This is a genomic window from Candidatus Binatia bacterium (assembly GCA_035631035.1).
Classification (GTDB): domain Bacteria; phylum Eisenbacteria; class RBG-16-71-46; order SZUA-252; family SZUA-252; genus DASQJL01.
Genome location: DASQJL010000060.1, coordinates 24,244 through 48,746, shown reverse-complemented (window position 1 = coordinate 48,746; position 24,503 = coordinate 24,244). Strand labels below are relative to the sequence as shown.

At 70.2% G+C, this 24,503-nt stretch carries 19 protein-coding genes; 9 read left to right on the top strand and 10 right to left on the bottom strand.

The features are described from left to right. Positions 1–97 precede the first annotated feature (97 nt). Both VE326_05780 and VE326_05775 read left to right on the top strand, forming a co-directional pair. Positions 98–745, top strand: coding sequence for a DNA starvation/stationary phase protection protein (locus tag VE326_05780; GenBank protein HYJ32712.1), 648 nt, complete (start codon positions 98–100; stop codon positions 743–745). A gap of 62 nt (positions 746–807) precedes the next feature. Then, positions 808–1,491, top strand: a complete 684-nt coding sequence (locus VE326_05775; protein ID HYJ32711.1) for an OmpA family protein — start codon at positions 808–810, stop codon at positions 1,489–1,491. A gap of 28 nt (positions 1,492–1,519) precedes the next feature. Here VE326_05775 and purT read toward each other — a convergent pair whose 3' ends face one another. The 8 genes from purT to VE326_05735 all read right to left on the bottom strand — a co-directional run bounded on the left by purT (position 1,520) and on the right by VE326_05735 (position 10,335). Further along, complete coding sequence (gene purT / locus VE326_05770; GenBank protein ID HYJ32710.1) at positions 1,520–2,758, bottom strand: formate-dependent phosphoribosylglycinamide formyltransferase; 1,239 nt, start codon at positions 2,756–2,758, stop codon at positions 1,520–1,522. A 79-nt stretch (positions 2,759–2,837) separates the two neighbouring features. After that, the gene (locus tag VE326_05765) at positions 2,838–3,677 is read right to left on the bottom strand and encodes an FAD:protein FMN transferase (GenBank protein ID HYJ32709.1); all 840 of its coding nucleotides are present in this window, start codon (positions 3,675–3,677) and stop codon (positions 2,838–2,840) included. Positions 3,678–3,768: 91 nt separating this feature from the next. After that, entirely contained in the window at positions 3,769–5,145 is a 1,377-nt protein-coding gene (locus VE326_05760; GenBank protein HYJ32708.1) for a DUF3570 domain-containing protein, read from the bottom strand. Between the two features lie 22 nt (positions 5,146–5,167). Continuing rightward, complete coding sequence (locus VE326_05755; protein HYJ32707.1) at positions 5,168–5,404, bottom strand: DUF4266 domain-containing protein; 237 nt, start codon at positions 5,402–5,404, stop codon at positions 5,168–5,170. Then, positions 5,401–5,913 carry a TlpA disulfide reductase family protein gene (locus VE326_05750; GenBank protein HYJ32706.1) on the bottom strand — a complete coding sequence of 171 codons (513 nt, stop codon included), beginning with the start codon at positions 5,911–5,913 and terminating at the stop codon, positions 5,401–5,403. The genes VE326_05755 and VE326_05750 overlap by 4 nt, the downstream gene beginning before the upstream one ends. A 239-nt stretch (positions 5,914–6,152) precedes the next feature. After that, positions 6,153–7,511, bottom strand: coding sequence for a sigma-54 dependent transcriptional regulator (locus VE326_05745; protein ID HYJ32705.1), 1,359 nt, complete (start codon positions 7,509–7,511; stop codon positions 6,153–6,155). 2 nt (positions 7,512–7,513) lie between these two features. Continuing rightward, positions 7,514–9,229 (bottom strand): ATP-binding protein, encoded by a 1,716-nt coding sequence (locus VE326_05740; GenBank protein ID HYJ32704.1) that lies wholly within the window; start codon positions 9,227–9,229, stop codon positions 7,514–7,516. Further along, the gene (locus tag VE326_05735) at positions 9,226–10,335 is read right to left on the bottom strand and encodes a hypothetical protein (protein ID HYJ32703.1); all 1,110 of its coding nucleotides are present in this window, start codon (positions 10,333–10,335) and stop codon (positions 9,226–9,228) included. The genes VE326_05740 and VE326_05735 overlap by 4 nt, the downstream gene beginning before the upstream one ends. Positions 10,336–10,637: 302 nt before the next feature. Here VE326_05735 and VE326_05730 point away from each other — a divergent pair, with 302 nt between their 5' ends. After that, positions 10,638–11,240, top strand: coding sequence for a hypothetical protein (locus VE326_05730; GenBank protein ID HYJ32702.1), 603 nt, complete (start codon positions 10,638–10,640; stop codon positions 11,238–11,240). A gap of 96 nt (positions 11,241–11,336) precedes the next feature. Here the strand turns inward: VE326_05730 and VE326_05725 are convergent, their stop codons facing one another. Next, positions 11,337–11,741, bottom strand: a complete 405-nt coding sequence (locus tag VE326_05725) for a septal ring lytic transglycosylase RlpA family protein (GenBank protein HYJ32701.1) — start codon at positions 11,739–11,741, stop codon at positions 11,337–11,339. Positions 11,742–12,028: 287 nt separating this feature from the next. Between VE326_05725 and VE326_05720 the strand changes: the two genes are divergently transcribed. From VE326_05720 to VE326_05695, 6 genes are all read left to right on the top strand, one after another. Then, a complete protein-coding gene (locus VE326_05720; GenBank protein HYJ32700.1) occupies positions 12,029–14,338 on the top strand; it encodes an NADP-dependent malic enzyme in 2,310 nt (769 codons plus the stop codon). Further along, a complete protein-coding gene (locus VE326_05715) occupies positions 14,338–15,471 on the top strand; it encodes an alanine dehydrogenase (protein HYJ32699.1) in 1,134 nt (377 codons plus the stop codon). Before VE326_05720 ends, VE326_05715 begins: the two co-directional genes overlap by 1 nt. Next, positions 15,458–16,801, top strand: a complete 1,344-nt coding sequence (locus tag VE326_05710; GenBank protein HYJ32698.1) for an acetyl-CoA hydrolase/transferase C-terminal domain-containing protein — start codon at positions 15,458–15,460, stop codon at positions 16,799–16,801. Before VE326_05715 ends, VE326_05710 begins: the two co-directional genes overlap by 14 nt. Positions 16,802–16,838: 37 nt before the next feature. After that, complete coding sequence (asnA, locus tag VE326_05705; GenBank protein ID HYJ32697.1) at positions 16,839–17,969, top strand: aspartate--ammonia ligase; 1,131 nt, start codon at positions 16,839–16,841, stop codon at positions 17,967–17,969. Between the two features lie 104 nt (positions 17,970–18,073). After that, a complete protein-coding gene (gene gdhA, locus VE326_05700) occupies positions 18,074–19,441 on the top strand; it encodes an NADP-specific glutamate dehydrogenase (protein ID HYJ32696.1) in 1,368 nt (455 codons plus the stop codon). Between the two features lie 92 nt (positions 19,442–19,533). Continuing rightward, positions 19,534–22,560, top strand: coding sequence for a PEP/pyruvate-binding domain-containing protein (locus VE326_05695; GenBank protein ID HYJ32695.1), 3,027 nt, complete (start codon positions 19,534–19,536; stop codon positions 22,558–22,560). On the opposite strand, the gene nagB is transcribed toward VE326_05695, so the two are convergent. Then, positions 22,547–24,421 (bottom strand): glucosamine-6-phosphate deaminase, encoded by a 1,875-nt coding sequence (nagB, locus tag VE326_05690; GenBank protein HYJ32694.1) that lies wholly within the window; start codon positions 24,419–24,421, stop codon positions 22,547–22,549. The genes VE326_05695 and nagB overlap by 14 nt on opposite strands. Positions 24,422–24,503 lie beyond the last annotated feature (82 nt).

The following is a 24,503-nucleotide window of genomic DNA, read 5'->3' as shown; positions in this document are numbered from 1 at the left end:
GGGGCGCGCGACGCGGCCATGAGGGCCGCGTCCCGCGGTCCCGGAGCAGGGGACCCCGAACCCAACGAATCCCCGGTCGATACCGGAAGGAGAATCCATGGCCAAACGCGCCTTGAACGCCCGCCCGACGGCTCCCCGGCCTCTGGCGACGCCCACCGACCTCGGACCGGATGACGTCCGCGCCGTGGTGGAGGCCGTCAATCCGCTCATCGCCGACGCGCTCGCGCTGTACGTGAAGACCAAGAACTTCCACTGGCACGTGAGCGGGCCGCATTTCCGAGACTACCATCTCCTGTTCGACGAGCAGGCCGAGACCGTGCTGGAGTCGGTGGACATCCTGGCGGAGCGCCTGCGGAAGATCGGCGGGACGACGATCCGGAGCATCGGTCACATCGGGTCCCTCCAGAACGTGGCCGACGACGAGGAGGAGTACGTCACGCCGCTCGAAATGGTGCGGAGGCTGCTCGACGACAACCGGGCGATGGCCGAGCGCCAGCGCGCGGCCATCGAGACCTGCGACGAGCATCACGATACGCCGACCGGCAACCTGCTCCAGGACATCCTGGATCAGACCGAGCGCCGCGTGTGGTTCCTGTTCGAAGTGAGCCAGACCGGCGAGCCCGCGGCCGAGCAGCCGTCGGAGGAATCCCGCCGGCCCGCGAGCGGCGCCTCGGAATCGCCAGATTCGGGCTCGCGCGCGACGGCGCGGAACCGTCCGCCGGGCGGGCGGTCCGGCCGGCGATAACGTCACGAACCCAACCTGAGTCCGGCACGCGGCGAGGGTCGCGGGCCGGAATGGAGGCTTCCATGCGGATTTCCATGCACAAGGCGGCGACGCTGGCGCTGGCCGGAGCGCTCGTCTTAGGCGGCGTTCCCGGATGCTCGTCGCTCAGCAAGGAGCAGAAGGGCGCAATCATCGGCGCCGCGGCGGGCGCCGCGGGCGGCTCGGTGATCGGGAACGCGACCGGCTCGACGGCGCGCGGCGCCATCATCGGCGCGGTCGTCGGTGGAGCGGCCGGCGCGATCATCGGCCACAAGATGGACCAGCAGGCGCGGGAGCTGGAGCAGAACATCCCGGGGGCGATCGTGGAGCGCGTCGGGGAGGGGATCCAGATCACCTTCGAGTCGGGCCTTCTCTTCGACTTCGATTCCGACGCCATTCGCGGCACGGCGCGCCGCAACCTGGACGAGCTGGCGCGCAGCCTGGAGAAGTACGACGAAACCAATCTCCTGATCGTCGGGCACACCGACGCCGTCGGCACCGACAGCTACAACATGGATCTCTCGGAGCGTCGGGCCGCCGCGGCGGCGCGCTACCTGCGCTCGCAGGGCGTCGATCGGGACATCGAGACGGCGGGCCGCGGCGAGCGGGAGCCGGTAGAGTCGAACGACACCGAATCGGGGCGGAGCCGCAATCGCCGCGTCGAGGTGGCGATCTACGCGAGCCCGGAGATGGTGGACCGGGCGCGGCGCGAGGCCCGCGCCGAGTAGCGGCGGCGCGGAGAGCCGGCGGCGTCCGTCAGGACGACGCCGCGGAGGAGTTCTCGACGGGCGATTCGCGCGGAGCGGGCACGGGCCGGACGAGGCCGGCGCAGCGCTTCGCGCGCTCGCGCGCGTCGGCGACGTCGCCGCCCCAGGCCGTCGCCACCCCCATGCGGCGGCGGGGAAACGACGCCGGCTTTCCGAAGAGCCGCACCGAGGTTCGGGGCACCCGGAGCGCTTCGTCCAGCCCCTCGAAGGCGATCCCCTCCGCGTCCATGCCGCCGTAGATCACGGCGCTCGCCCCCGGAGCGCGGAGCTCCGTGCTCACGGGCAGGCCGAGGATGGCGCGCGCGTGGAGCTCGAACTCGCTCTGCGCCTGCGTCGCCATGGTGACGAGCCCCGTGTCGTGGGGCCTCGGACTCACTTCGCTGAACCAGACCTGGTCGTCGCGTACGAACAGCTCGACCCCGAAGACGCCGCGTCCTCCCAGGGCCCCCGTGACGGCGCGGGCCACCTCGCGCGCCCGCTCGAGCGCGGCCGGGCGCATCGGCTGCGGCTGCCAGCTCTCCACGTAGTCGCCCTTCGCCTGCACGTGCCCGACCGGCTCGCAGAAGCTGGTGGCGACCTTGCCGTCCGGGCCGAGCGCGCGCACGGTGAGCAGGGTGATCTCGTACTCGAACTCGATCTTCTCTTCCACGATCACGCGGCCGTGCTTCACCCTTCCCGCGCTCTCGGCGTAGTCCCACGCGGCGTCGGCGGCGTCGGGGCCTTGCACCACCGACTGCCCCTTGCCGGACGAGGACATGACCGGCTTCACGACGACGGGGTAGCCGAGCGCCGCGCCGGCCTCCCGGACCTCCGCCGCGCTCTGCGCGAAGCGGTAGCGCGACGTGGGGAGCGAAAGCTCCTCGGCGGCGAGCCGCCGGATCCCTTCGCGGTTCATCGTGAGCTGGACGGCGCGCGCGGTGGGGATCACCTCCGCGAGCCCGTCCGCCTCGACGCGCGCGAGCTCGTCCGTGGCCAGCGCCTCGATCTCGGGGACGACCAGGTGGGGGCGCTCCCGCTCGATCACCTCGCGGAGCGCGCGCGGATCGGCCATGTCGACGGCGTGCCATCGGTGCGCCAGGTGATGGGCGGGGGCATGCGGGTAGCGATCGACCGCGATCACTTCGGCGCCGTAGCGCTGCAGGGCGATGACGACTTCCTTGCCCAGCTCGCCGGAGCCGAGCAGCATCACCTTGACGGCTCCGGGCGAAAGGGGAGTTCCAATGCGCACGGCGTGCCTCCGGGACCAGGTGCGTGAGGGCGGGCGAGCGGCTTCGAGGGGCGGAGCCTAGCGGGGCGCGCCGCCGCGTTCAAGCGCCGGGAATGATGCGGAACTCCACCCCCTGGTCGCGCAGGAACGCCTCGGCGCCGGAGCCGTGCAGATAGGCGAGGGTCGAGAGCGTGCCCGCCTCGAGGCAGCTGCGCGCCAGCACGGTGACCGAGGCCGGCGGGTCCTCGACCGGCCATCCGGTCCGCGGATCGAGGATGTGTCCCAGGCGCTTTCCGTCCCGCAGCACGAAGCGCCGGGCGTCGCCCGTCGTGGCGAGACCGCCGCCGAGGAGGTCGACGCGATAGAGCGCGGAAGCGCCGGTGCGCGCGGGATCGTCCACGCCGACGATCCATGCCGCGCCGCCCCGGCGCGGACCGCTCGCGAAGAGATCGCCGCCGAAGTTCACGAGGAGCGGCGCTTCGGTTCGCTCCATGAGGAGGGCGGCGGCGCCGTCGACCGCGTATTCCTTGCCGATTCCCCCGAGGTCGACCTCCATCCCCGCCGGCATCGTGAGCGACGCGCCGTCCCACCGGACGCGCGCCCACCCCACGTCGCGCAGCGCCGCGCGCACGGCGTCCTGGCTCGGGAGCCGGCCGCTCCCGTCGAACGTCCAGGCCCGGCGAAGGGCCCCGGTCGTCACGTCGAAGAGGCCGTTCGATTCCTCCCAGCAGGCGGCGGCGTAGTCCAGGAGGCGCGCCGTCTCCTCGTCGACCGCCGTCGGCGCTCCCCGCGCGCGGTTCAGGCGTCCGACGACGCTGTCCTCGCGATAGCGGCTGAACTTCGCCTCGACGCGGCGTGCTTCGGCGGCGGCCCGCGAAGCGAGCGAGCCCGCCTCGGCCGGGTCGTCGGTGTCGACCAGGACCTCGCACGGGCTCGCCATGGCGGTGAATCGTCCGATGAAAACGTCTCCGGCGCGCTCCACGATGGGAGGCGCGCCGGCGGTACTGGCGTGGGCCGGACGCATGCGGCGCCTAGAAGGGAACCGAGTACCCGACCACGATCGATCCGATGCTCTCCGGCGGGATGAAGTCGATCGGCCCGGACGAAGCGGCCGGGGCCGCTTCGCCCTCGAGCTCGCCGCCGTCCTGACCTCCCGATCCCTTGCCCCACTGCCGGAGATACTCGGCCCGCAGGGTCACCTCGCCCGGACCGGCGTGCGGATGGAATCCATACGTGGCGCCGAGCGTGATGGTCCGGAGGTCTCCCAGGCGCGCGTCGCTCGTCGCGAATTCGGGGAGCGGAGCGCCCTGGGGCAGCCCGAATTGGAAGAAATTCGCGCGCGTCTGGAAGTAGTAGCGGATGTGCGGCTGGAGATAGCTCTGGTTCGGCAGCTCCACGCGATAGCGCGCGTCGGCCGTGTGCGACCGGACGCCCCAATCGTCCCAGTAGTAGCGATAGGAGGCGTACAGGATGTTCTGCGCCAGGTGGTAGACCGAGCTCGCGAGCACGTCGTCGCGCGTCCGCGAGGAGGGGCGCGATTCCGTCACCACGTCGCTCGTGGGCGCGCCCGTCGCGTCGAGCACGCTGATCACCTTATAGGGATCGGTGAGATAGCCGTGCTCGGTCGTGCGCGAGCCGGTCACCCCGAACAGCCAGCGGCGCGTGAGCACCCGCGAGACCCCCGCGAGCGCGCTCCGGACCCGCTTCGGGTTCGCTCCCGTGCCGAGGAGGACGGTGCCGTCGGTGAGGGGCGCGCGCGTTCCGCCGCGCGGGTCCACGCGGTCTTCGTTGTAGCCGGCTCCCACCGTGAGGGTCGTGAGCCGCCGCATCATCGCCACCGACAGCTTGGCCGTGCCCCCCAGCGAGCGGTAGTCCTTCTCCATCGAGACATGCGTTCCCAAGGACGGGGTGAGCCAGCCGCCGACCGGCTTCGTCCACTCGAGGTCCAGCCCCGTGCGGAGGTCGTTGAAGGGGTGCGTCGGCACCTCGTTCGCGGTCTGCGTCTGGACGTTGCCGGAGGGGGTGGTCGTCGTCTGGACGGTGGTCGTGGGGATCGCGCCCGTGGGCGAGGCGCCGGTGATGACGTCGAGGCCGAGGGTGGCGGAAAGGGTCTGCCCGTCGGGGAAGAGCCGCGTGATGCGGGCCTGCGGCTCGATCACCTTGGCGCGCCCCTTCTCGCTGTAGAGAAGGCCCGCGCCGTCGAATTGCCACCGGTAGGCGGCGGCGGGCGCCGCCAGCGGGGCCCGCGTCGAATCGGGATTCCAGCTGGTGTCGGGCGCGACGGTCGAATCGGGAAGCTGCGCCGCCGCGCTCCGCGCGCCCGCGGCCACGAGAAGACAGGCCGCGGCGCCGAGGCGGGCGCGGAGCGGAGAGACGCGCCGGGGCGTCGCTCCCGGAGGAGGCGTCATCGCGCGCGCCTCCGCGATCGGCTCAGTTGCATCCGCATCCGCCCCCGCCGACGCCCTGGCCGCCGGTCGAGCCCTCCTTGCTGAAGTAGACATGGTCGTCGATGGCGGACTCGAGGGGTGCGGGGGTGAAGCTCATCTTCTTCTCGGCGAGGAGATCGCGGTCCCAGGGCTCCACCTTCATCGCCGCGCAGCCGGCGGACGCCGCGGCGGCGGTGGCCAGGAGCGTCCGCGCGATGAGGAGCCGAACGCGCGCGCTCATCGCGCGCACGCCTGGGCGATCATCGCCTCGACGTCCTTGGCGTGCTTGGGATCGAAGCCCGATCGCGCGAAGAGGATCGACCGGTCCGGCGCGATGAGGTAGCTCGTGGGCATGCCCCAGACGTGGAACGCCTTCGCGGTCTTGCCGTCGGGGTCATAGGCGACGATGAACGGAGCGGGATGCTTCTCGAGGAACTCCTGCGCCGACTTCCGCGATTTGTCCACGTTGATCGCGACGATGGCGAGGCCCTTCGGGGCGTAGCGCTGGTGCATGGCGGTCATCCAGGGAAAGGAGCTTTTGCAGGGAACGCACCAGGATGCCCAGAAATCGACCAGCACGACTTTCCCCCGGAGCGAGTCGAGCGAGACCGAACCGGTGGCGGTCGGGAGGTTGAACGACGGCGCGACGGCACCGCGCGGCGGCGCCGCTGCGTGGGCGCCGGGTGCGAGCATGAACAGCAGGGCCGCGGCCAGGAACGCGGCCGCCGGAACGGGTGAGCCACGTTTCAAAGCCGCATCCCTCCGTTGTTCGAGCCGTGCGAAAGGGGGGACCTTCGCTCTTCCCGGATGGCCCGGGTGTCCGGCGGTCATGCCCTCGGTACCCCTCCGGACCGGCGGCGGTTCCCGCCCGTCCGGGTCCTCACCGGCAACGGCTTTACCCTGGGCGCCCCGCCCCGCTCGCATCTGTGATGCCGGTCACGCAGGGAAGGATCCATGACCGAGCCCGCCGATCGAGGCCGGACGTCGCGTCAGCGCGCGTCTTCGTCCGGGGTCCATCCCAGCTTCTTCATTTTCTTGTAGAGATGGCTGCGCTCCAGCCCCAGCCGCGCCGCGGCGCGCGTCATGCTGCCGCCTTCGGCCGCGAGGGCCGCCTCGATCGCGCTCCGCTCGAAGTCGCGCACGCGGTCCGCCAGCCTCCCCACGCCCGGGCTGTCGGACGCGCCGTGCTCCGCCGGCTCGGGCGGCAGGATCGAGCGCACCGCCTCGACCCCGACGCGCTCGCCCGGGGCCATGATCAGGAGGCGCTCCACGATGTTCCGCAATTCGCGCACGTTCCCGGGGAAACGATAACGCGCCAGCGTCTCGAGCGCGGCGGGGGCGAACGCGCGCGGCCGCACGCCCGCCTCCGCCGCGGTCTCGACGACGAAGCGCTCCACGAGGAGGGGAATGTCCTCGGCGCGCTCGCGCAGCGGAGGCACCGTGATCGGGATCACGGCGAGGCGGAAATAGAGGTCTTCGCGGAAGCGGCCGGCGCGGACCAGCGCAGCGAGATCCTGGTTCGTGGCGGCGATCACCCGCACGTCCACGCGGATGGCGCGATTGCCTCCGACCCGCGTCAGCTCCCCCTCCTGGAGCACGCGGAGCAGCTTGGTCTGGGCGCGCGCGCTCAGGTCTCCGACCTCGTCGAGGAAGAGCGCTCCGCCGTGCGCCTCCTCGAAGCGGCCCTTGCGCGCCTGCGTCGCGCCGGTGAAGGCGCCGCGCTCGTGCCCGAACAGCTCCGACTCGATCAGCTCCTCGGGGATCGCGGCGCAGTTCACGGCGACGAACGGGCGGCCCTCCCGCGGCCCCGCGGCGTGGAGCGCGCGCGCGACCAGCTCCTTGCCGGTGCCGTTCTCCCCCTGGATCAGCACGCGCGCCGCGCCCGCGCCCGCGCGCTCGATTTCGCCGAGGAGTCGGCGGATCGCGGGGGATCGCCCCGTGATCGGCGTGGCCCATCCCCGCGTGAGCCGGCGGTTCTCCGACTTGAGCGCGGCCGCGGCGCCGGCGTTTCGAAGCAGCACGAGGAGGCGCTCCAGGGAGAGCGGCTTCTCGAGGAAATCGAAAGCGCCAAGCCGCGTCGCCTGGACCGCGGCGTCGATCGTCGCGTGCCCCGACATCATGATCACGACCGCGTCGGGATCGGCGGCGAGCGACTCGCGGAGCAAATCGAGGCCGTTCCCGTCGGGAAGCCAGACATCCAGGAGGATGAAGTCGAAGGAATCGCGGAGCTTCGCCCGCGCCTCCGCCACGGTCGCGGCGCCCTCCACCTGATAGCCCTCGCGGCCGAGCGCTCCCTCGAGGCTGGAACGGATGTTCGCTTCGTCGTCGACGATCAGGATGCCGGGCATCGTCAGGCCTCGCGCCGCAGGGGGAGCCGGAGGGTGAAGGTGGTGCCCTGGCCCGGCCCGGAGCGCACGTCGATCGTCCCGCCGTGGTCGTTCACGATCCGCTCCACAATCGTGAGTCCCAGGCCGCTTCCCTCCGGCTTGGTCGTGAAGCCCGGCGTGAAGAGGCGCGCGCGCTGCTCGGCGGTCAGGCCGGGACCGCCGTCGGCGACGGTGATCACGGCGGTGGAATGCTCCGCGCACGCGCCGACGGCGACGCGCCCGCCGCCGGCGGCCGTGGCGTCGAGACCGTTCCGGACCAGGTTCACGAGGGCCTGGCGGATCTGTCCCGCGTCGGCGGGGAAGACGAGTGCGCGGCCTTCGGGGGACACCGCCAGTCTTCCGGATCGGATCTCCTCGCCGTAGAGCGTCTCGAGGTCGGCCGCCAGGCCCGACCAGCGGCAGGGCTCGATGCGCGGCGGCGGGAAGCGGCCGAAGTCGGAGAACTCCTGGAGGAGCCGCTTCAGGGTCTCGACCTCTTCGCCGATGGTGCGCACGGCTTGATCCAGGATCGCGGGGAAATCGGGGCGCTTGGACTCGTAGCTTCGCCGGAGATCGGCGATCGAGATCGCGATCGGCGTGAGCGGATTCTTCACTTCGTGCGCCACCTTGCGCGCCATCTGGCTCCACGCCGCCTGCCGCTCGGTCACCACGAGGCGCTCGCGATAGGACAGGAGATCGCGCCGCATCCGGTCGAGCGCTTCGACCAGCGTCTCCAGCTCGCGCACGCTGTGCAACGCGAGCGGCTCGTCCCACTCGCCGCGCGCCAGCTTCTCCGAATAGGCGGCCAGCTGCTCGACCGGGCGCGAGATCTGGCGCGACCAGGCCAAGCCGAGCACGATCGCGATCGCCAGCGCAACGAGCCCCAGGACCGCGGACGCCCACTGGAGCGACGTGATCGTCGCCTCGGAGGATTCCGTACCCGCGCCGCCGACGAGCGACGCGTACGGCGGATCGCCGATGGCGATCGGAACCGTCTCGCTGATGATGGCCCCTTGGGCATAGACCCTCCGGAGCCGCCCCCACACGCCGGGGGACATGGGAAACCCCGCGGCGGCGTCCCCGACGACCGGTTTGGCCTCGGCATCCCGAAGCGCCAGGCCAATCCCGCTCCGCGCGCGCCAGCGGTCGAGGTACTCGGCGTCGAGGGCGAGTCCTCCCTCGACGCTTCCCACGCTCTCCCCCTGATAGGGGATCGGGGCCCGCGCGACGAGCGCCAGGCCGGAGTCCCCTTCGAGCCTCCGGATGGAGACGACGAATCTCCCGCCGGGGCGCGGCGGCGCCGGACGGACCGCGCGCCGCACCGCATCGGACGTCGTGACGGCCTCGGCGGCGTCGGCGCGTAGGGCACCGCTCGAGTCGAGGACGCGCAGGAAGTCGAATCCGAGCAGGAACCGGCGCTCTTCGAGGTAATCGGCGAGTTCGCGGCCTCCGGCGCCGCGGACGAGGTAGAGCCGCTTGAGCTCGGGATCACGCGCGAGGATCTGCGTCTTCTCCAGGGTCCGCCGCTCGTCATCGGCGAGCTGGGTCGTGATCGCTTGAAGGGCCGAAGTGACCCGGTCCGCGGCCTGGGTCCGGACCATGGTCTCGATCCGATCCGTGAGGAGGACGATCGCGATCGCGAGGGGCACGAGGGCGACGAGCGCAAAGCCCAGGATGAGCCGGACGCGGAGGGAGTTCATCGCCCTCCGGCCGCGGCCGGCGCGCAGACCGCCATGTTCACGAAGACTCCGGCGCCGATGGCCTCGACCGTCCGGCGCCACGCGGGCCCGCTCACCACGGGGCAGGTGATCCGGTAGAGCGGCTGGAATCCCGGGGCCGCGGCCGAATCGAACGGCGCGTCGACGTACGCCATCCGCCCGACGACGCCTCCGCGGGGCGTCCCGAGGCGGCGCGTGAGCCACGCGCGGAGGGTCGCGGCGCCGGGAAGGCTCTCGTCGATTCCCAGCTGGCCCGGCCCCCGCTCCGAGGGCGGCAGGAAGAAGCCGGTCCATTCCAGGTCGCCGCGGAACAGCTCGTCGTCCAGGGCCAGCGCGGTGGACGAGTCGAGGCCCGCGGGGACGAGGTCGGCTCCCGTGATCGCCACGATCCCGCGGCTTCGCACGCCGCGAGGCGAATCCTTCCAGCGCGCGTCCTCCCGCATCCTCCGCGACAGCTCTCCCGGCCAGAACACGGCCACGTCCACGTCGCCGCGCTCCAGGGCGATCTCCTCGTCGGTCGCGTTCTCGAAGTAGTGAACGATCAGCGTATCGGGCCAGGGCGAGGGGGGACGCACGTGCGGATCGGGCCGCAATCGGATTGGCCGTTCGGATCGCTGCGCCTCGTTGAGCACGTATCCGCGAAGCCCCTCGGGGAGACGAGGCACCCCGGGCGGCCGATCCGGGCAGCGGAAGAGAAGGTTGCCGCGATCTCCCGAGGGGAGCGCTACGCGAAGGGACGCGGGCACAGCACCGGGCGCGTGCGCGATCACGGCGCGCACGCGCTCGAGCTTCTTCACGCGCGCGAGCGATCCCGAGGTGAGCGCGACGATCGCCATCTCGTCCCGAACGACTTCGATGACGGTGCCGCTTCCCACCGGGGTTCCTCGATCGCCGAAGCGCACCGAATCGCCGGGAGCGGCCGGCGCGCCATCCCCCAGCGCGACGTAGACGTGGTCGCCCCGGACCCAGAGCACGCGCGTCGGCGAGCTTCTCGGGGTGACCGCGGCGCAGGAGGCCGTCGCCAGCGCGATGGCGGCGAAGAGCAGCTTCCCGCGTCGGCGCATCCCGCGCACTTCCGTGTCCGTCATGACACGCGCCTCCATCACCTGGGTCCGATTGAGCTTGGGATTGGCGCCAGCGTGCTCTCGATGAGGTCGCGTGTCAACATTGACACGTCATCCGAGCCCTCGGATCCGGGCGCTTTGGTTAAGTTATTTAGTTATAGACACTTAGTGGCGCGGCATGGCGATTGATTAGGGACGGTGCGAGCGGCAGCACTCGAACGCCGCTCACGGCCCTGGCCCGGGGACGCAGCCCACGCCAGGCGATCGAGCCCGCGGCCCCGGCGCCGCTCCTCGACGCCGCCAGAAGCCGGATGTGGGAGACAGTCATGAACCAGAACCCGAACACCCAGGAATCGCAACGCGACGACCGCCTCTTCTTCCTGAAAGCCGCCCTGGTCGCGACGCCGCTCCTGATCGCGCTCGCCGCCCTCGGATGCGGCGAGCACAAGGAGAAGGCGACCGCCGAGCTGGCCAACCACGAGACGGCCGTCGTTCCCGTTCAGCAGGGCGCCGTCGGCCAGGGCGCCGCCGCCACCCCGACCACGCTCGCGTCGGACGGGGTCGTGACCGGCGTGGCCGAGACCACGCCGAGCGCGGAGGAGACGCTGCCTCCGGACATCGTCGCCACCGGACCGGAATCGGTCGTGATCCCCGGCAGCGTGGTGACGATCGCGGCGACCGGATCCACGGACGTGACCTCGGTGACGCTGACCGACCGAGCCGGCGAGAAGACGCCGTTCACGTACGACTCCGAGTCGAATCTCTGGCAGGCGTCCTATCGCGTGCCGCTGCGCGCGAACACCGAGAAGCTCGCGCTCGGGGTCACCGCGACGACGGGCGCGAACCGCTACAAGCGGGTCTGGGTCTTCCTGCGCCTGCGCGACGAAGGTGCGAAGCCGGCGGAGGCGGCTCCCGATTCGGCGCAGTGAAGCGCCGCGGCGCGACCGCCGTCGGCGGTCTGAACGAAGGGCCCCTGGGCTTCCGCCCGGGGGCCCTTGGCGTCTCGGCTGCGCGCGGCCGCGGCATCACCCCGAGAGAACCTCCAGCCGCACGCGCGCCGTGCCCTCGCGCAGGAAGCCGAGATCCTTCGCCGCCCGGCGCGAGACGTCGATGACGCGATGGCGGCGGAAGGGACCGCGGTCGGTGACGGTCACCACGACCCGGCGCCCGTTGTCGAGATTCGTGACCCGCACGCGCGTGCCGAAGGGGAGCGTGCGATGCGCCGCGGTGAGGCGGCCGGCGTCGAACCGCTCGCCGCTCGCCGTTCTCTGGCCGTGGTGCTCCCGGCCGTAGTACGAGGCGTATCCCTCCTCCTCGAACGCGAGCCGCTCTTCCGAGGAGGGCGCGGGCCCGACGCCCGGCGCGGGAAGCGAGCCGGCGCATCCGGGGGTGATGCCGAGGAGCAGGGCGAACGCGAGGATCTGGCGCATCCCGTACTCTTCGGCATCCCGCGTCCGCGCCTGAATGCCGTCCGTAACCCGTTGGGATCAAGGGAGATTACGGCGGAACTGCCGGCGGACCGCCGAACACCCTCGCCCACCCGCCCGTTTCGGGGCCCCGATCCCGCCCCATTCGCGGCGCAGTTCGAATCACGCAGGGCCCAGTGTCCATGCTACTTGCGGCCACCTTACCGGCGCCTGAATCCGGACCGAAGATGGGCTCAGACGGGGCGTTACGGCGGGCCGCCGGGCGCTCGAGTCGAAAGGGGACGAAAGCCATGGCCGACGCACTCTTCAAAGAAGCCCTCGACTATCATCGGGGCGGCCGCCCCGGCAAGATCGAAGTCGTATCCACGAAGCCCTGCGCCACGCAGAAAGATCTCTCCCTCGCCTATACCCCCGGCGTCGCGGTGCCCTGCCTGGAGATCGAGAAGAACCCCGATCTCGCCTACGAATACACGGCGCGCGGAAACCTCGTGGCCGTCATCACGAACGGCACCGCCGTGCTCGGCCTGGGCGACATCGGCCCGCTGGCGGGCAAGCCGGTCATGGAGGGGAAGGGCGTCCTCTTCAAACGCTTCGCGGACGTGGACGTGTTCGACATCGAGATCGCGTCGAAGGACCCGGAGGAGATCGTCCGGCTCTGCGCGCTCCTCGAGCCGACGTTCGGGGGCATCAATCTCGAAGACATCAAGGCTCCCGAGTGCTTCGCCATCGAGCAGAAGCTCCAGGCGCTCGTTTCCATTCCGGTCTTTCACGACGACCAGCACGGTACGGCGATCATCACCGGCGCGGCCCTCCTGAACGCGCTCGAGGTCACGGGGAAGAAGCTGCGGGACATCCGCGTCGTGATCCTCGGAGCGGGCGCGTCCGGCATCGCCTCCGCGCGCCACTTCACCAAGCTCGGATTGCGCAAGGATCAGATCACGTTGTGCGACCGCAAGGGGGTCGTGCACACCGGCCGCCTCGGCGAGCTGAATCCGTACAAGGCCGAGTTCGCCGTCCAGACGACGGCGCGCACGGTCGCCGACGCGCTCCGCGGCGCCGACGTGCTGCTCGGGCTCTCGAGCGCGGGGCTCGTGACCCAGGACATGGTGCGATCGATGGGGCCGAAGCCGATCCTCTTCGCCTGCGCCAACCCCGATCCCGAGATCAGCTACCCCGACGCCAAGGCGGCCCGACCCGACGTGCTCATGGCGACCGGCCGCTCCGACTACCCGAACCAGGTCAACAACGTCCTCGGGTTCCCCTTCCTCTTCCGGGGAGCGCTGGACGTCCGCGCCCGCCGTTTCAACGACGAGATGAAGCTCGCCGCGACCGCCGCGCTGGCCGACCTGGCGAAGCAGGACGTGCCCGACGCGGTGGCGCGCGCCTACGGCGTCGAGACGCTGCATTTCGGTCCCGACTACCTGATTCCCAAGCCGTTCGACCCGCGCGTGCTGCTCTGGGTCGCGCCCGCCGTGGCGAAGGCCGCCATGGAGACCGGCGTCGCCCGCCTGACGATCGATCTCGGTGAGTACCGGGATCGGCTGGAGGCGCGGCTCGGCAAGTCGCGCGAGATCGCGCGCGCCGTGATGCATCGCGCGCGCCGGTCGCCGCGGCGGATCGTGTTCCCGGAGGGGACGCATCCGCGCATCCTGCGCGTAGCCGCGCACCTGGTGACCGAGGGCATCGCGCGCCCCGTGCTCCTCGGCAAGCCGGAGGAGATCGAGCGCGAAGCCCGGCACCTGGACCTGTCGCTCGCCGGGATCGAGCTCGTGCATCCGCGGCGCCATCCCAAGCGGGAGGCGTACGTGGACGCGCTCTACCGCATGCGGCAGCGAAAGGGGCTGACCGCGAAGGAAGCCGATACGCTGCTGCTGAATCCGAACTACTTTGGCACGATGATGGTGCAGATGGGGGACGCGGACGGGCTGGTGTCCGGGGTGACGCAGCACTATCCCGACACGATCCGCCCCGCGCTCCAGATCATCGGGCTCCGCCCCGGCATCACGCGCGTGTGCGGCGTCTACTGCATCATCGCGCGCCGGAAGTGCTGGTTCTTCGCGGACACCACCGTGAACATCCAGCCCACGGCCGAGGAGCTCGCGGAGATCGCGATCCTGGCGGCCGGTGTGGCGCGCGAATTCGGTTTCGACCCGCGCGTCGCGATGCTCTCCTTCTCCAGCTTCGGATCGGCCCAGCATCCGCTGGTGGACACGGTGCGCGAGGCGGCCCGGCTGGTGGCGAAGCGGGCGCCGGACCTGGTCGTGGACGGCGAGATGCAGCTCGAGGCCGCGGTGGACCCCGCCGTCGCCCAGGAGCATTTCCCCTTCAGCCGCATCCAGGGGGACGCCAACGTCCTCGTCTTCCCCGATCTCCATTCGGGCAACCTCGCCTACAAGCTGATGCAGCGCCTGGGCGGGGCCGAGACGATCGGCCCGATCCTCACCGGCCTGGCGAAGCCGGTCCACATCGTGTCGCCGACCTCCGACGACAACGAGATCATCCACATCGCCTCGATCGCCGTTCTCGAGGCGCAGCTCCGGGACGAGGAGCGGGAGCGCGTCGCGCGGCGTCCCGCGATTCCGGTCGAGGAGCTCGTGTGATGGACATCGGAATCCTGAAAGAGACCTATTCGGGCGAGACCCGCGTCGCGCTGATCCCCTTCGCCGTCGGGGAGCTGGTGCGGCAGGGGAACCGCGTGGTGATCCAGTCGGACGCGGGCGCGAGCTCGGGATTCGACGACCAGGCCTACCGCGACGCGGGCGCCACCATCGTCTACTCGGCCGAGGAGGTGATCGGGCGGTCGCGGGTGATCCTCAAGGTCATCCCGCCCTCGCTCGAGGAGAGCCGCCTGCTGGAGGAGGGAAAGATCCTCTTCTCCTTCCTGCACCTCTCGTCCGCGCCGAAGAGCCTGGTGGAGCACCTGGTGCGCCGCCGCGTCACCGCCATCGGGTTCGAAGCGATCGGAGGCGAGAACGGCGACCGTCCCGTGCTGACGGCCATGAGCGAGATCGCGGGGAAGCTGGCGGTCCCGATCGCGGCGCAGTACCTCCAGACGCGGCAGGGAGGGCGCGGGATCATGCTCGACGGCATCCCCGGCGTCCCTCCGGGGATCGTCGTGATCCTGGGCGCGGGCGTGGTGGGATCGACGGCGGCCATGCGCGCCGCCGTCACCGGCGCCCAGGTGATCGTGCTCGACCGGGACGTGGAGCGCCTCCGGAGGCTCCTCGCCCGCGTGCCGGCGCCCGTGACGACCGCGGTGGCGACCCCGTACAACATCGAGCGGTTCGTGCCGATCGCCGACGCCCTGATCGGCGCGGTGCTGATCCCGATGGAGACGACGCCGCACCTCCTGGACGAGCGGCTCGTCCGCTCGATGCGGCCGCGCTCGGTCTTCCTCGACGTCTCGATCGACCAGGGCGGATGCTCCACCACCTCGCGTCCCACCAACATCCTCGATCCGACGTACGTGCGCGAGGGCGTCGTCCATTTCTGCGTCCCGAACATTCCGGCGCTCGTCCCGCGCACCGCGACGGCGGCGCTCTCGAACATCATCCTGCCGTATCTCGCCGAGATCGCCCGGCTCGGTCCCGACCGGGTGCTCCACGACGACCCGGTGCTCGCGCGCGGCGTCTACACGCACGACGGCTACTGCCTCGAGCCCAAGATCGCCTCGGTTCTGGACCTGCCGTACCGGAATCCGGAGCGGGAGAGGAGCTACGATGTCGCCCGATAGCCTGGACGCGCCGGCCGTCGCGACGACCACGCTCCCTCGTTCCACCCTCGAGTATCACGACAAGCTGGTCTCGCCCGAGGAGGCGCTGCGCCTGGTCCGGCCGGGCGACACGGTGTACGTGCATCCGGGCTGCGCGGCGCCGCAGACCCTGCTCGCCGCCCTGGTCGCGCGCCGGGACGGGCTTCACGACGTGCGCGTGATGCATCTCATGTCCCAGGGGCGGGCCGACTACGCCCTTCCCGGCATGGAGCGTCATTTCCGCCACGTCGCCCTCTTCATCGGGAAGAACACCCGCGATGCCGTGAACGAAGGCCGCGCGGACTACCTCCCGGTCTTCCTCTCCGAGATCCCGCGCCTCTTCACCACGCGCACGATCCCGCTGGACGTCGCCCTGATCCAGGTGTCGCCGCCCGACGAGCACGGCTTCTGCAGCTTCGGCGTCGGGGTGGAGTGCACCAAGGCGGCGGCGGCGACGGCCCGCATCGTGATCGCACAGGTGAATCCCCGGATGCCGCGTGTGCTGGGGGACAACTTCATCCACGCGCGCAACGTGACCCGGTTCGTCGAGGTGGACGAGCCCCTGGTCGAGCTCCCGCACGTGCGGATGGCCGACGCGTTCGACGACATCGGCCGGAACGTGGCCGCGCTGGTCGAGGACGGATCCACGCTGCAGCTGGGCATCGGCGGCATCCCGGACGCGGTGCTCCACCATCTCAGGGACCGGAAGCACCTGGGCGTACACACCGAGATGTTCTCGGACGGCATCATCGAGCTGGTCCAGGCCGGCGTCGTGACGAATGAGCGGAAAACGCTCCACCCCGGGAAGATCGTCGCCTCGTTCGTCCTGGGCACGCGGCCGCTCTTCGACTTCATCCACGACAACCCCATCGTGGAGTTCCATCCGAGCGACTACGTGAACGATCCCTTCGTGATCGCGCAGAACGACCGCATGGTCGCGATCAACTCCGCGATCCAGATCGACCTCACCGGGCAGGTCTGCTCCGATTCCATCGGGGACATGGCCTACTCGGGATTCGGAGGGCAGGTCGACTTCGTCCGGGGCGCCTCGCGCGCCCGGGGCGGCAGGGCGATCATCGCCCTCCCCTCGACCGCCAAGGGCGGCGAGGTCTCCCGCATCACGCCGTATCTCGATCCCGGCGCCGGCGTGGTGACGTCGCGCGCCGACGTCCATTTCGTGGCCACCGAGTTCGGGGTCGCGGACCTGCACGGGAAGTCTCTCCGCGAGCGGGCCCGCGCCCTGATCGACATCGCCCATCCCCGGTTCCGCGAGGAGCTGGAGCGCGGCGCGATGAAACGGAAGCTCCTCTGACCCTTGGCGCGGCGCGGCCGCGCACGGAGGCTGACCCATGGCATCGACCAAGACCGCGGACCTGGCGGGTCCCGGCATCAGCACGTACGAGGAGGTGGAGCGCATCCTGCCCAACGGGTACCGGTCGCTCCTCGATCCGAAGGAGACCCAGCTCGCGATTCACGCGCTGAAGCTCCATCTGGAGGAGAACCTCTGCAAGGCGCTGGGTCTGTTCCACGTGGAGGTGCCGCTCGTCGTCACGCGCGAGAGCGGACTGAACGATTATCTGGATCGCGACGGCTCGCGCACCCCGGTGGAATTCCGGTGCGGCCTGGGCCTCGACGAGCGGATGCACACGCAGGTGGTGCAGGCGGCCACGAAGTGGAAACGGCTCGCGCTCCGGCAGTTCGAGTGCGTGCCCGGCGAAGGCATCTGCACGGATATGCGCGCGGTGCGGAAGGACTACTTCCTGGACCACGACCACAGCGCCTACGTGGACCAGTGGGACTGGGAGAAGGCGATCCGTCCCGAGCAGCGCAACCTGGCCTACCTGAAGGAGACCGTCCGGGCGATCTGGGGCGTGATCCATGGCTCCGAGGCCTTCATCCGGAAGGAGTTCCCGAAGCTCCAGGCCTCGTCCTTCCCGGCGCTGCCCGAGGAGCTCACCTTCATCCACGCCGAGGATCTGCTCGCGATGTATCCCGATCTCCCGCGGAAGCAGCGCGAGACCGCGATCCTCCAGAAGCACCCGGCCGTATTCATCATCGGGATCGGCTGGATCCTCGGGGACGGCTACCCGCACGAGATGCGGGCGGCGGACTACGACGACTGGGTCACGCCGACGGTGACCGAGGATGGAAGGCCGATGCACGGGCTGAACGGGGACATCCTGGTCTGGAATCCCGTCACCCAGCGGCGGCACGAGCTCACGTCGATGGGGATCCGGGTGACCAAGGAGACCCTGCGGCAGCAGCTCGAGATCACGGGACAGCTCGATTTCCTCAAGCTCCCGTATCACCAGGCGATCCTGAACGACGAGATCCCGCTGTCCATCGGAGGCGGCATTGGCCAGTCGCGCACCGTGATGCTCCTACTGCGGAAGGCGCATCTCGGAGAGGTCAGCGTGACCGTGTGGCCGGACGAGCTGAACCGGATCTGCGAGCGAAAGAATATTCACGTGCTGCAATGAGCGGCTTCTGGTTGTAACGTTCGGGCGGAAGCAGACCGTCCGTTTCTGGAAAGGAGCGATTCATGAGCGGGTTGGATGTAGCGGTGCGTACCCCTGGAAAATCCATGACGGCCAAAGAGTACGTGCAGAACGTGATGGCCGGCATCAAGGCGAAGAATCCCGCGGAGCCGGAGTTTCACCAGGCGTCGCAGGAGGTGTTCGAATCGCTGGTGCCGATGCTGGAGCGCCACCCCGAGTACCGGGCGGGAAAGCTCCTCGAGCGGATCGCCGAGCCGGAGCGGGTCCTCATGTTCCGCGTGCCGTGGCAGGACGATCGCGGGGAAGTGCAGGTCAACCGCGGCTTCCGGATTGAGATGAACAGCGCGATCGGCCCCTACAAGGGCGGGCTGCGCTTCCACCCCTCGGTCAACCTCGGCATTCTCAAGTTCCTCGCCTTCGAGCAGGTGTTCAAGAACTCCCTCACCACGCTCCCGATGGGCGGCGGCAAGGGCGGATCGGACTTCGATCCGAAGGGGAAGAGCGACAACGAGGTGATGCGCTTCTGCCAGAGCTTCATGACGGAGCTCTCGCGGCACATCGGCCCGGACACCGACGTTCCCGCCGGCGACATCGGCGTGGGCGGCCGTGAGATCGGGTTCCTCTTCGGCCAGTACAAGCGGCTCAAGAACGAGTTCACCGGCGTGCTGACGGGCAAGGGGCTGAACTGGGGCGGATCGCTGATCCGGCCCGAGGCCACCGGCTACGGCTGCGTCTACTTCGCCGACGAGATGCTGAAATCGCAGAAGCAGTCGCTGGCCGGCAAGACCTGCCTCGTCTCGGGCAGCGGCAACGTCTCCCAGTACACGGTGGAGAAGCTGCTCGACCTGGGCGCCAAACCGGTCACCTGGTCCGATTCCGACGGGATGATCTACGACGCCGACGGCATCGACCGGAACAAGCTGGCGTGGGTCATGGAGCTCAAGAACGCGCGGCGCGGCCGCATCAAGGAATACGCCGACCAGTTCAAGGGCGCCAAGTACACCGCGACCGACGCGCGCCTCGGCTACAACCCGCTCTGGGACATCAAGGCCGACTGCGCGTTCCCGAGCGCGACCCAGAACGAGATCAACGCCAAGGACGCCTCGAACCTGATCAAGAACGGCGTCGCTCTGGTCGCCGAGGGCGCCAACATGCCGAGCACGCTCGACGCGATCCAGATCTACCTGGACGCCGGCATCCTGTACGGTCCGGCGAAAGCGGCGAACGCCGGCGGCGTGGCCACGTCGGGGCTGGAGATGTCGCAGAACAGCATGCGGCTCTCCTGGACCCGCGAGGAGGTCGACGACCGGCTCCACAAGATCATGATCGAGATCCATCGGAACTGCTTCGAGACCGCCGACAAGTACGGCACGCCGGGGAATCTCCTGAACGGCGCGAACATCGGCGGCTTCCTCAAGGTGGCGAACGCCATGCTGGACCAGGGGCTCGTCTAGACCGGTCCGGACGCATCGCTCTCCTGGCGGGCGGCGGGGTTCTCCCGCCGCCCGCGCTGTTTTTCCCGCGTCGTCCGTGGCATCATCCCGCCGTGAGCACGACGCCGACCGACGCGATCCCCGACGTTTCCAATCCCTTCCAGGCGTTCCAGAACCTGATGCCGTTCCGGGTCCAGGACATCCTCCTGGTCTCCAGCCTCTATGACTCCTTCACGCTGCAGGAGGACGGGCGGCTGAACGAGCTGATCGCGGGGGAGTTCCTGGAGCTCTCGCTTCACCACACGCCGGGGCTCACACACGTCTTCAGCGGGCACGAGGCGCTCGCCCTGGCAAAGGCCGAGCGCCGCTTCAACCTGATCCTCACGACCCTGCGCGCCTCCGACGCCGACGCCACGGAGATCGCCCGCGAGGTGAAGCGGTCCGGCCTCGACATCCCGGTCGTGGCCATGGCGTACGACAACGACGAGCGGAAGGAGTTCGAGGCCCGCCACGACCTCTCCGACCTGGACGGGCTCTTCCTCTGGCAGGGGAACGCGCGTGTGCTGGTCGCGATCGTGAAGTACGTCGAGGACCGCCGGAACGCGGCGCACGACACCGGCGCGATGGGGGTGCGGGTGCTCCTCATCGTGGAGGACAACGTCCGCTACTACTCCTCCTTCCTGCCCGAGATCTACACCGAGCTGATCCACCAGTCGGAGCGGCTGATCGGGGAGTCGATCAACCCCTCGCACCGGCTGGTGCGCTCGCGCGCCCGCCCGAAGCTCCTCCTGGCGAAAACGTTCGAGGAGGCCTGGGCGCTCTTCCTGCGCTACCAGCCCTATCTCCTCGGGTTGATCTCGGACGTGGAGTTTCCGCGCGGGGGGACGCCCAGCCGCGAGGCGGGATTCGATCTCGCGCGCATGGCGCGCGAGCGGATCCCCGACCTGCCGATCGTCCTGCAGTCGAGCCGCCCCGAGTTCGCGGCGGGCGCCGCCCGGGTCGGGGCGGCGTTCCTGCGCAAGTACTCGGAGACCCTGCTCTCCGACCTGCGCGCCTTCATGGTGGAGAACTTCGCGTTCGGCGACTTCATCTTCCGGATGGAGAACGGCGCGGAGGTGGACCGGGCACGCGACATGAAGAGCCTCGAGGCCAAGCTCGGCACCGCGCCCGCCGAGAGCATCGCGTTCCACGCCCAGCGGAACCACTTCTCGAACTGGCTCTCGGCGCGGACCGAGTTCGCGCTGGCCCGGAAGCTCCGTCCCCGCCGCGTGGACGACTTCGACACGCTCGAGGAGCTGCGCCGCGACCTGATCGCCTCGATCGCGGAGTACCGCCGCGAGCAGAGCGAGACCCTGGTCGCCGACTTCGATCCCGACACGTTCGATCCCGAGAGCAACTTCTTCGCGCGGATCGGGAACGGCTCCCTGGGCGGCAAGGCGCGCGGGCTGGCGTTCGTGCGCTACCTGCTCAACTACCAGGGAATCGGCCGGAGGCTCCCGGGCGTGCGGATCGCCGTCCCGCCCGCGGTCGTCCTGGCCACCGACTGCTTCGACCGCTTCCTGGCCCGGCGCGAGCTGCGGGACCTGGCCCTGAACAGCCGGGACGACGACCGGATCATCGCCGAGTTCCTGGCGACGCCGTTGCCGCGCGACGTCGTGCGGAAGCTCCGCCATTTCGTGGAGGCGGTGCGCTGGCCGCTCGCGGTCCGGAGCTCCAGCCTGCTCGAGGACTCCCAGTACCAGCCGTTCACGGGCGTCTACGAGACCTTCATGCTCCCGAACAACCACCCCGATCCTAAGGTGCGGCTTCGCGAGCTGGTCGGCGCGATCCGGCGCGTCTACGCCTCCACCTTCCTCCGCCAGGCGAAGGACTATCTCCACGCGACGCCCTACCGCCTGGAGGAGGAGAAGATGGCGGTCGCCATCCAGAAGGTGGTCGGGGCGCGGCACGGCACCCGCTTCTACCCCGACTTCTCGGGGGTGGCGCGCTCCTTCAACTACTACGCGAGCGAGCCGCTGAAGCCGGAGGACGGCGTCGCGGCGGTCGCGCTCGGGATGGGGCGCGGCGTCGTGGGCGGCGAGCGCTGCCTCACCTTCTGCCCGCGGCATCCGCAGGCCATCGTCCAGTTCTCGGACGTCGAGGAGATCCTCAAGAACTCGCAGCGCGAATTCTGGGCGGTGGAGCTGGATGACGCGGGAGGGGCCGACGCCGATCCCGACCGCGGCATGCGCGAGAAGCGCTTCGGGCTCGAGGCCGCGGAGCGGGACGGCACGCTCTACGCCATGGGCTCCACCTACTCGGCGGAGAATCACGCGATCTACGATGGGCTGGCCCGCCCCGGCGTCCGGCTGGTGACCTTCGCCCCCATCCTGAAGCATGGGGTCTTCCCGCTCGCCGACGTGATCACCGTGCTCCTGAACGTCGGAAGCCACGGGATGAACCGGCCCGCGGAGATCGAGTTCGCGGGCTGCCTCTCCACGCGCGAGGACCGGCCGCACGAATTCGGCTTCCTCCAGATGCGGCCGCTCGTGGTGGCGCGGGAGACCGAGGACCTCGACCTCTCCGACGCGCCCCCCGAGGTGCTGATCTGCCGCAGCACCCAGGTGCTCGGAAACGGCGTCGTCGATTCGATCCGGGACGCGGTCGTCGTGGACTTCCACCGCTTCGACCGCTCGGCGAGCCGCGCCGCCGCCGCCGAGGTCGCGCGCTTCAACGCCGAGCTCTCCGACGAGGGGCGCCCCTATCTGCTGATCGGCGTGGGGCGCTGGGGCTCCACCGACCCCTGGCTGGGCATTCCGGTCACGTGGGACCAGATCGCGGGCGCGCGCGTGATCGTCGAGTCGGGGTTCCGCGACTTCCGCGTGACCCCCTCCCAGGGGAGCCACTTCTTCCAGAACCTCACGTCGTTCCAGGTGGGGTACTTCACGGTGAACGCGGACCTGGGGGAGGGATTCCTCGACTGGGACTGGATCGGGGCGCAGCCGGCGGAGTCGAAGCTGGAGTTCGTGCGGCACCTGCGTTTCGACGCGCCCGCGATCGTGAAGATGAACGGCCGGAGAAACCTGGGGCTGATCTTCAAGCCCGCCGCCCCGGCGGGCGCCACCGGGGCCGGCGCGCCGGGAGCCGCTACGGCGCGGTAGGGGCGGGAACGAGGGCCGCGGCGGGGGGGCGCACGACCAGCGCCTCCATCGCGAAGTACTCGGGCAGCCCCAGCTGGTCCACGACGGCGGCGGTCGCCTTGTTGCGCTCCTCGACGCGCTCCCAGAACTCCCGCTCGTCCACGCCGGGGAAGGGGGCGCGATCCTTCTGGCTCTGGTGCTTGAAGATCGCGCTGATCTTGAGCCGCAGCTCCTCCTCCGACATCGGCACGAGGAGATCCGCCTCGGTCACCGACCACTCCTGCCACGCGCCGCGGTAGAGCCACACCTCGGGGGCCGGGCCGGAGTACCGGAGAAGCGCCTGGTCCACGGCGTCGAGGCACATGCGGTGCGTCCCGTGCGGGTCGGAGAGGTCTCCGGCCACGAGGAGGATCTCCGGCCGCCGCTCCTCCAGCACCTCGAGCACGATCTCGACGTCGCGCTCCCCGATCGGATCCTTCCGGACCTTGCCGGTCTCGTAGAAGGGAAGGTTCAGGAAGCGCGTCTCCTCGCGGCGGAAGCGCAGCGTCTCGACCGCGGAGACCGCCTCCACCTCGCGGATCCGCCGCTTGATCTGAAGCACCGGCTCGGGATCCACGTCCCCGGGGCGCTTGCGCGCGAGCGAGGTCTCGACGTCGTCCAGGAAGCCGAGAAAACCGTCCGCGCCCGGATGGAAGTCGGCCGTCAGCCGCCGCGCGAAATCCAGGTAGCGCCGCACCTCGTGGTCGAAGACGGCGATGTTCCCCGACGTTTGATAGGCGATCGTGATGTCGTTCTCATTCTGCCGGAGCTTCCAGAGGATTCCCCCCGCCGAGATCACGTCGTCGTCCGGATGGGGCGAGAAGACCACGATCCGCTGCCCGCGCGGGAGCCGGCTCCGCCCGCGCACCTTGGCGCCGAGCGCATTGAACACCACGCCGTTCAAGGCGCCGGAGGAGCCGTAACGGGTGAGGAGGGTGCCGAGCCGGTGCTCGCGATAGTCCACGTCGTCCAGCTTGAGCACCGACTTGCCCGTCTCCCGGGCCAGCCACACCACCGCAACGATCGCGAGCGCCGGCGTCCATTCCACCTCGTGGAGGAGCCAGGGGGTCTTCACGCGCGTGAGCTCGGCCGCGGCGGCCGGATCCAGGTGGAAGGTGGCGTTGGGGTGCCGCTGCAGGTAGGTGGCCGCGACCGACCGGTCCACCTCGCCCTCGACGGCGCGCTTCACGACGGCCGCCTTGTGCTCGCCGGTGGCGATCAGGGCGATCTCGCGCGCGTCGAGGATGGTCGCCACCCCCATCGTGATCGCCTCCGTGGGCACGTTCTCGGCGCCGAAGAAGTCGGCCGCGGCCACCCGTCGCGTGATCGTGTCGAGCACGACCAGGCGGGTGCGGGAGGCCACGCTCGATCCGGGCTCGTTGAAGCCGATGTGCCCGGTCTGGCCGATGCCGAGGATCTGGAAGTCGATGCCGCCCGCCTCGGCGATGGCGCGCTCGTACTCGCGGCAGTGCGCCTCGACCTGGTCGCGGGGCACGTCGCCGCGCGGAATGTGCACGTTCTCACGGGGGATGTTCACGTGCGCGAAGAGGTTCTCCCACATGAACCGGTGGTAGCTGTGATAGCTGTCCGGCGCCATCGGGTAGTACTCGTCGAGGTTGAAGGTCTTCACGTGGGACCAGTCGAGCCCCTCTTCGCGATGCATCCGGATCAGCTCGCGGTAGACGCCGATCGGCGTCGAGCCGGTGGCCAGGCCGAGGACGGCGCTCCGGCCGGCGGCCCGGCGCGCGCGCAGGATCTCGCCGATCCGGCGGGCGATGCGGACCGCGACCTCGTCGTAGGAGGCGGAGACGACGACGGGAATCCGTTCGGGATCTTCGAGCATGCTCGTGCGCGGTCTCCAGGGTTCGGTGGAGCAGCGGGCCGTAGAATGTTTCGACACCGCGCAGCCGATCTCCAGCCTAAGA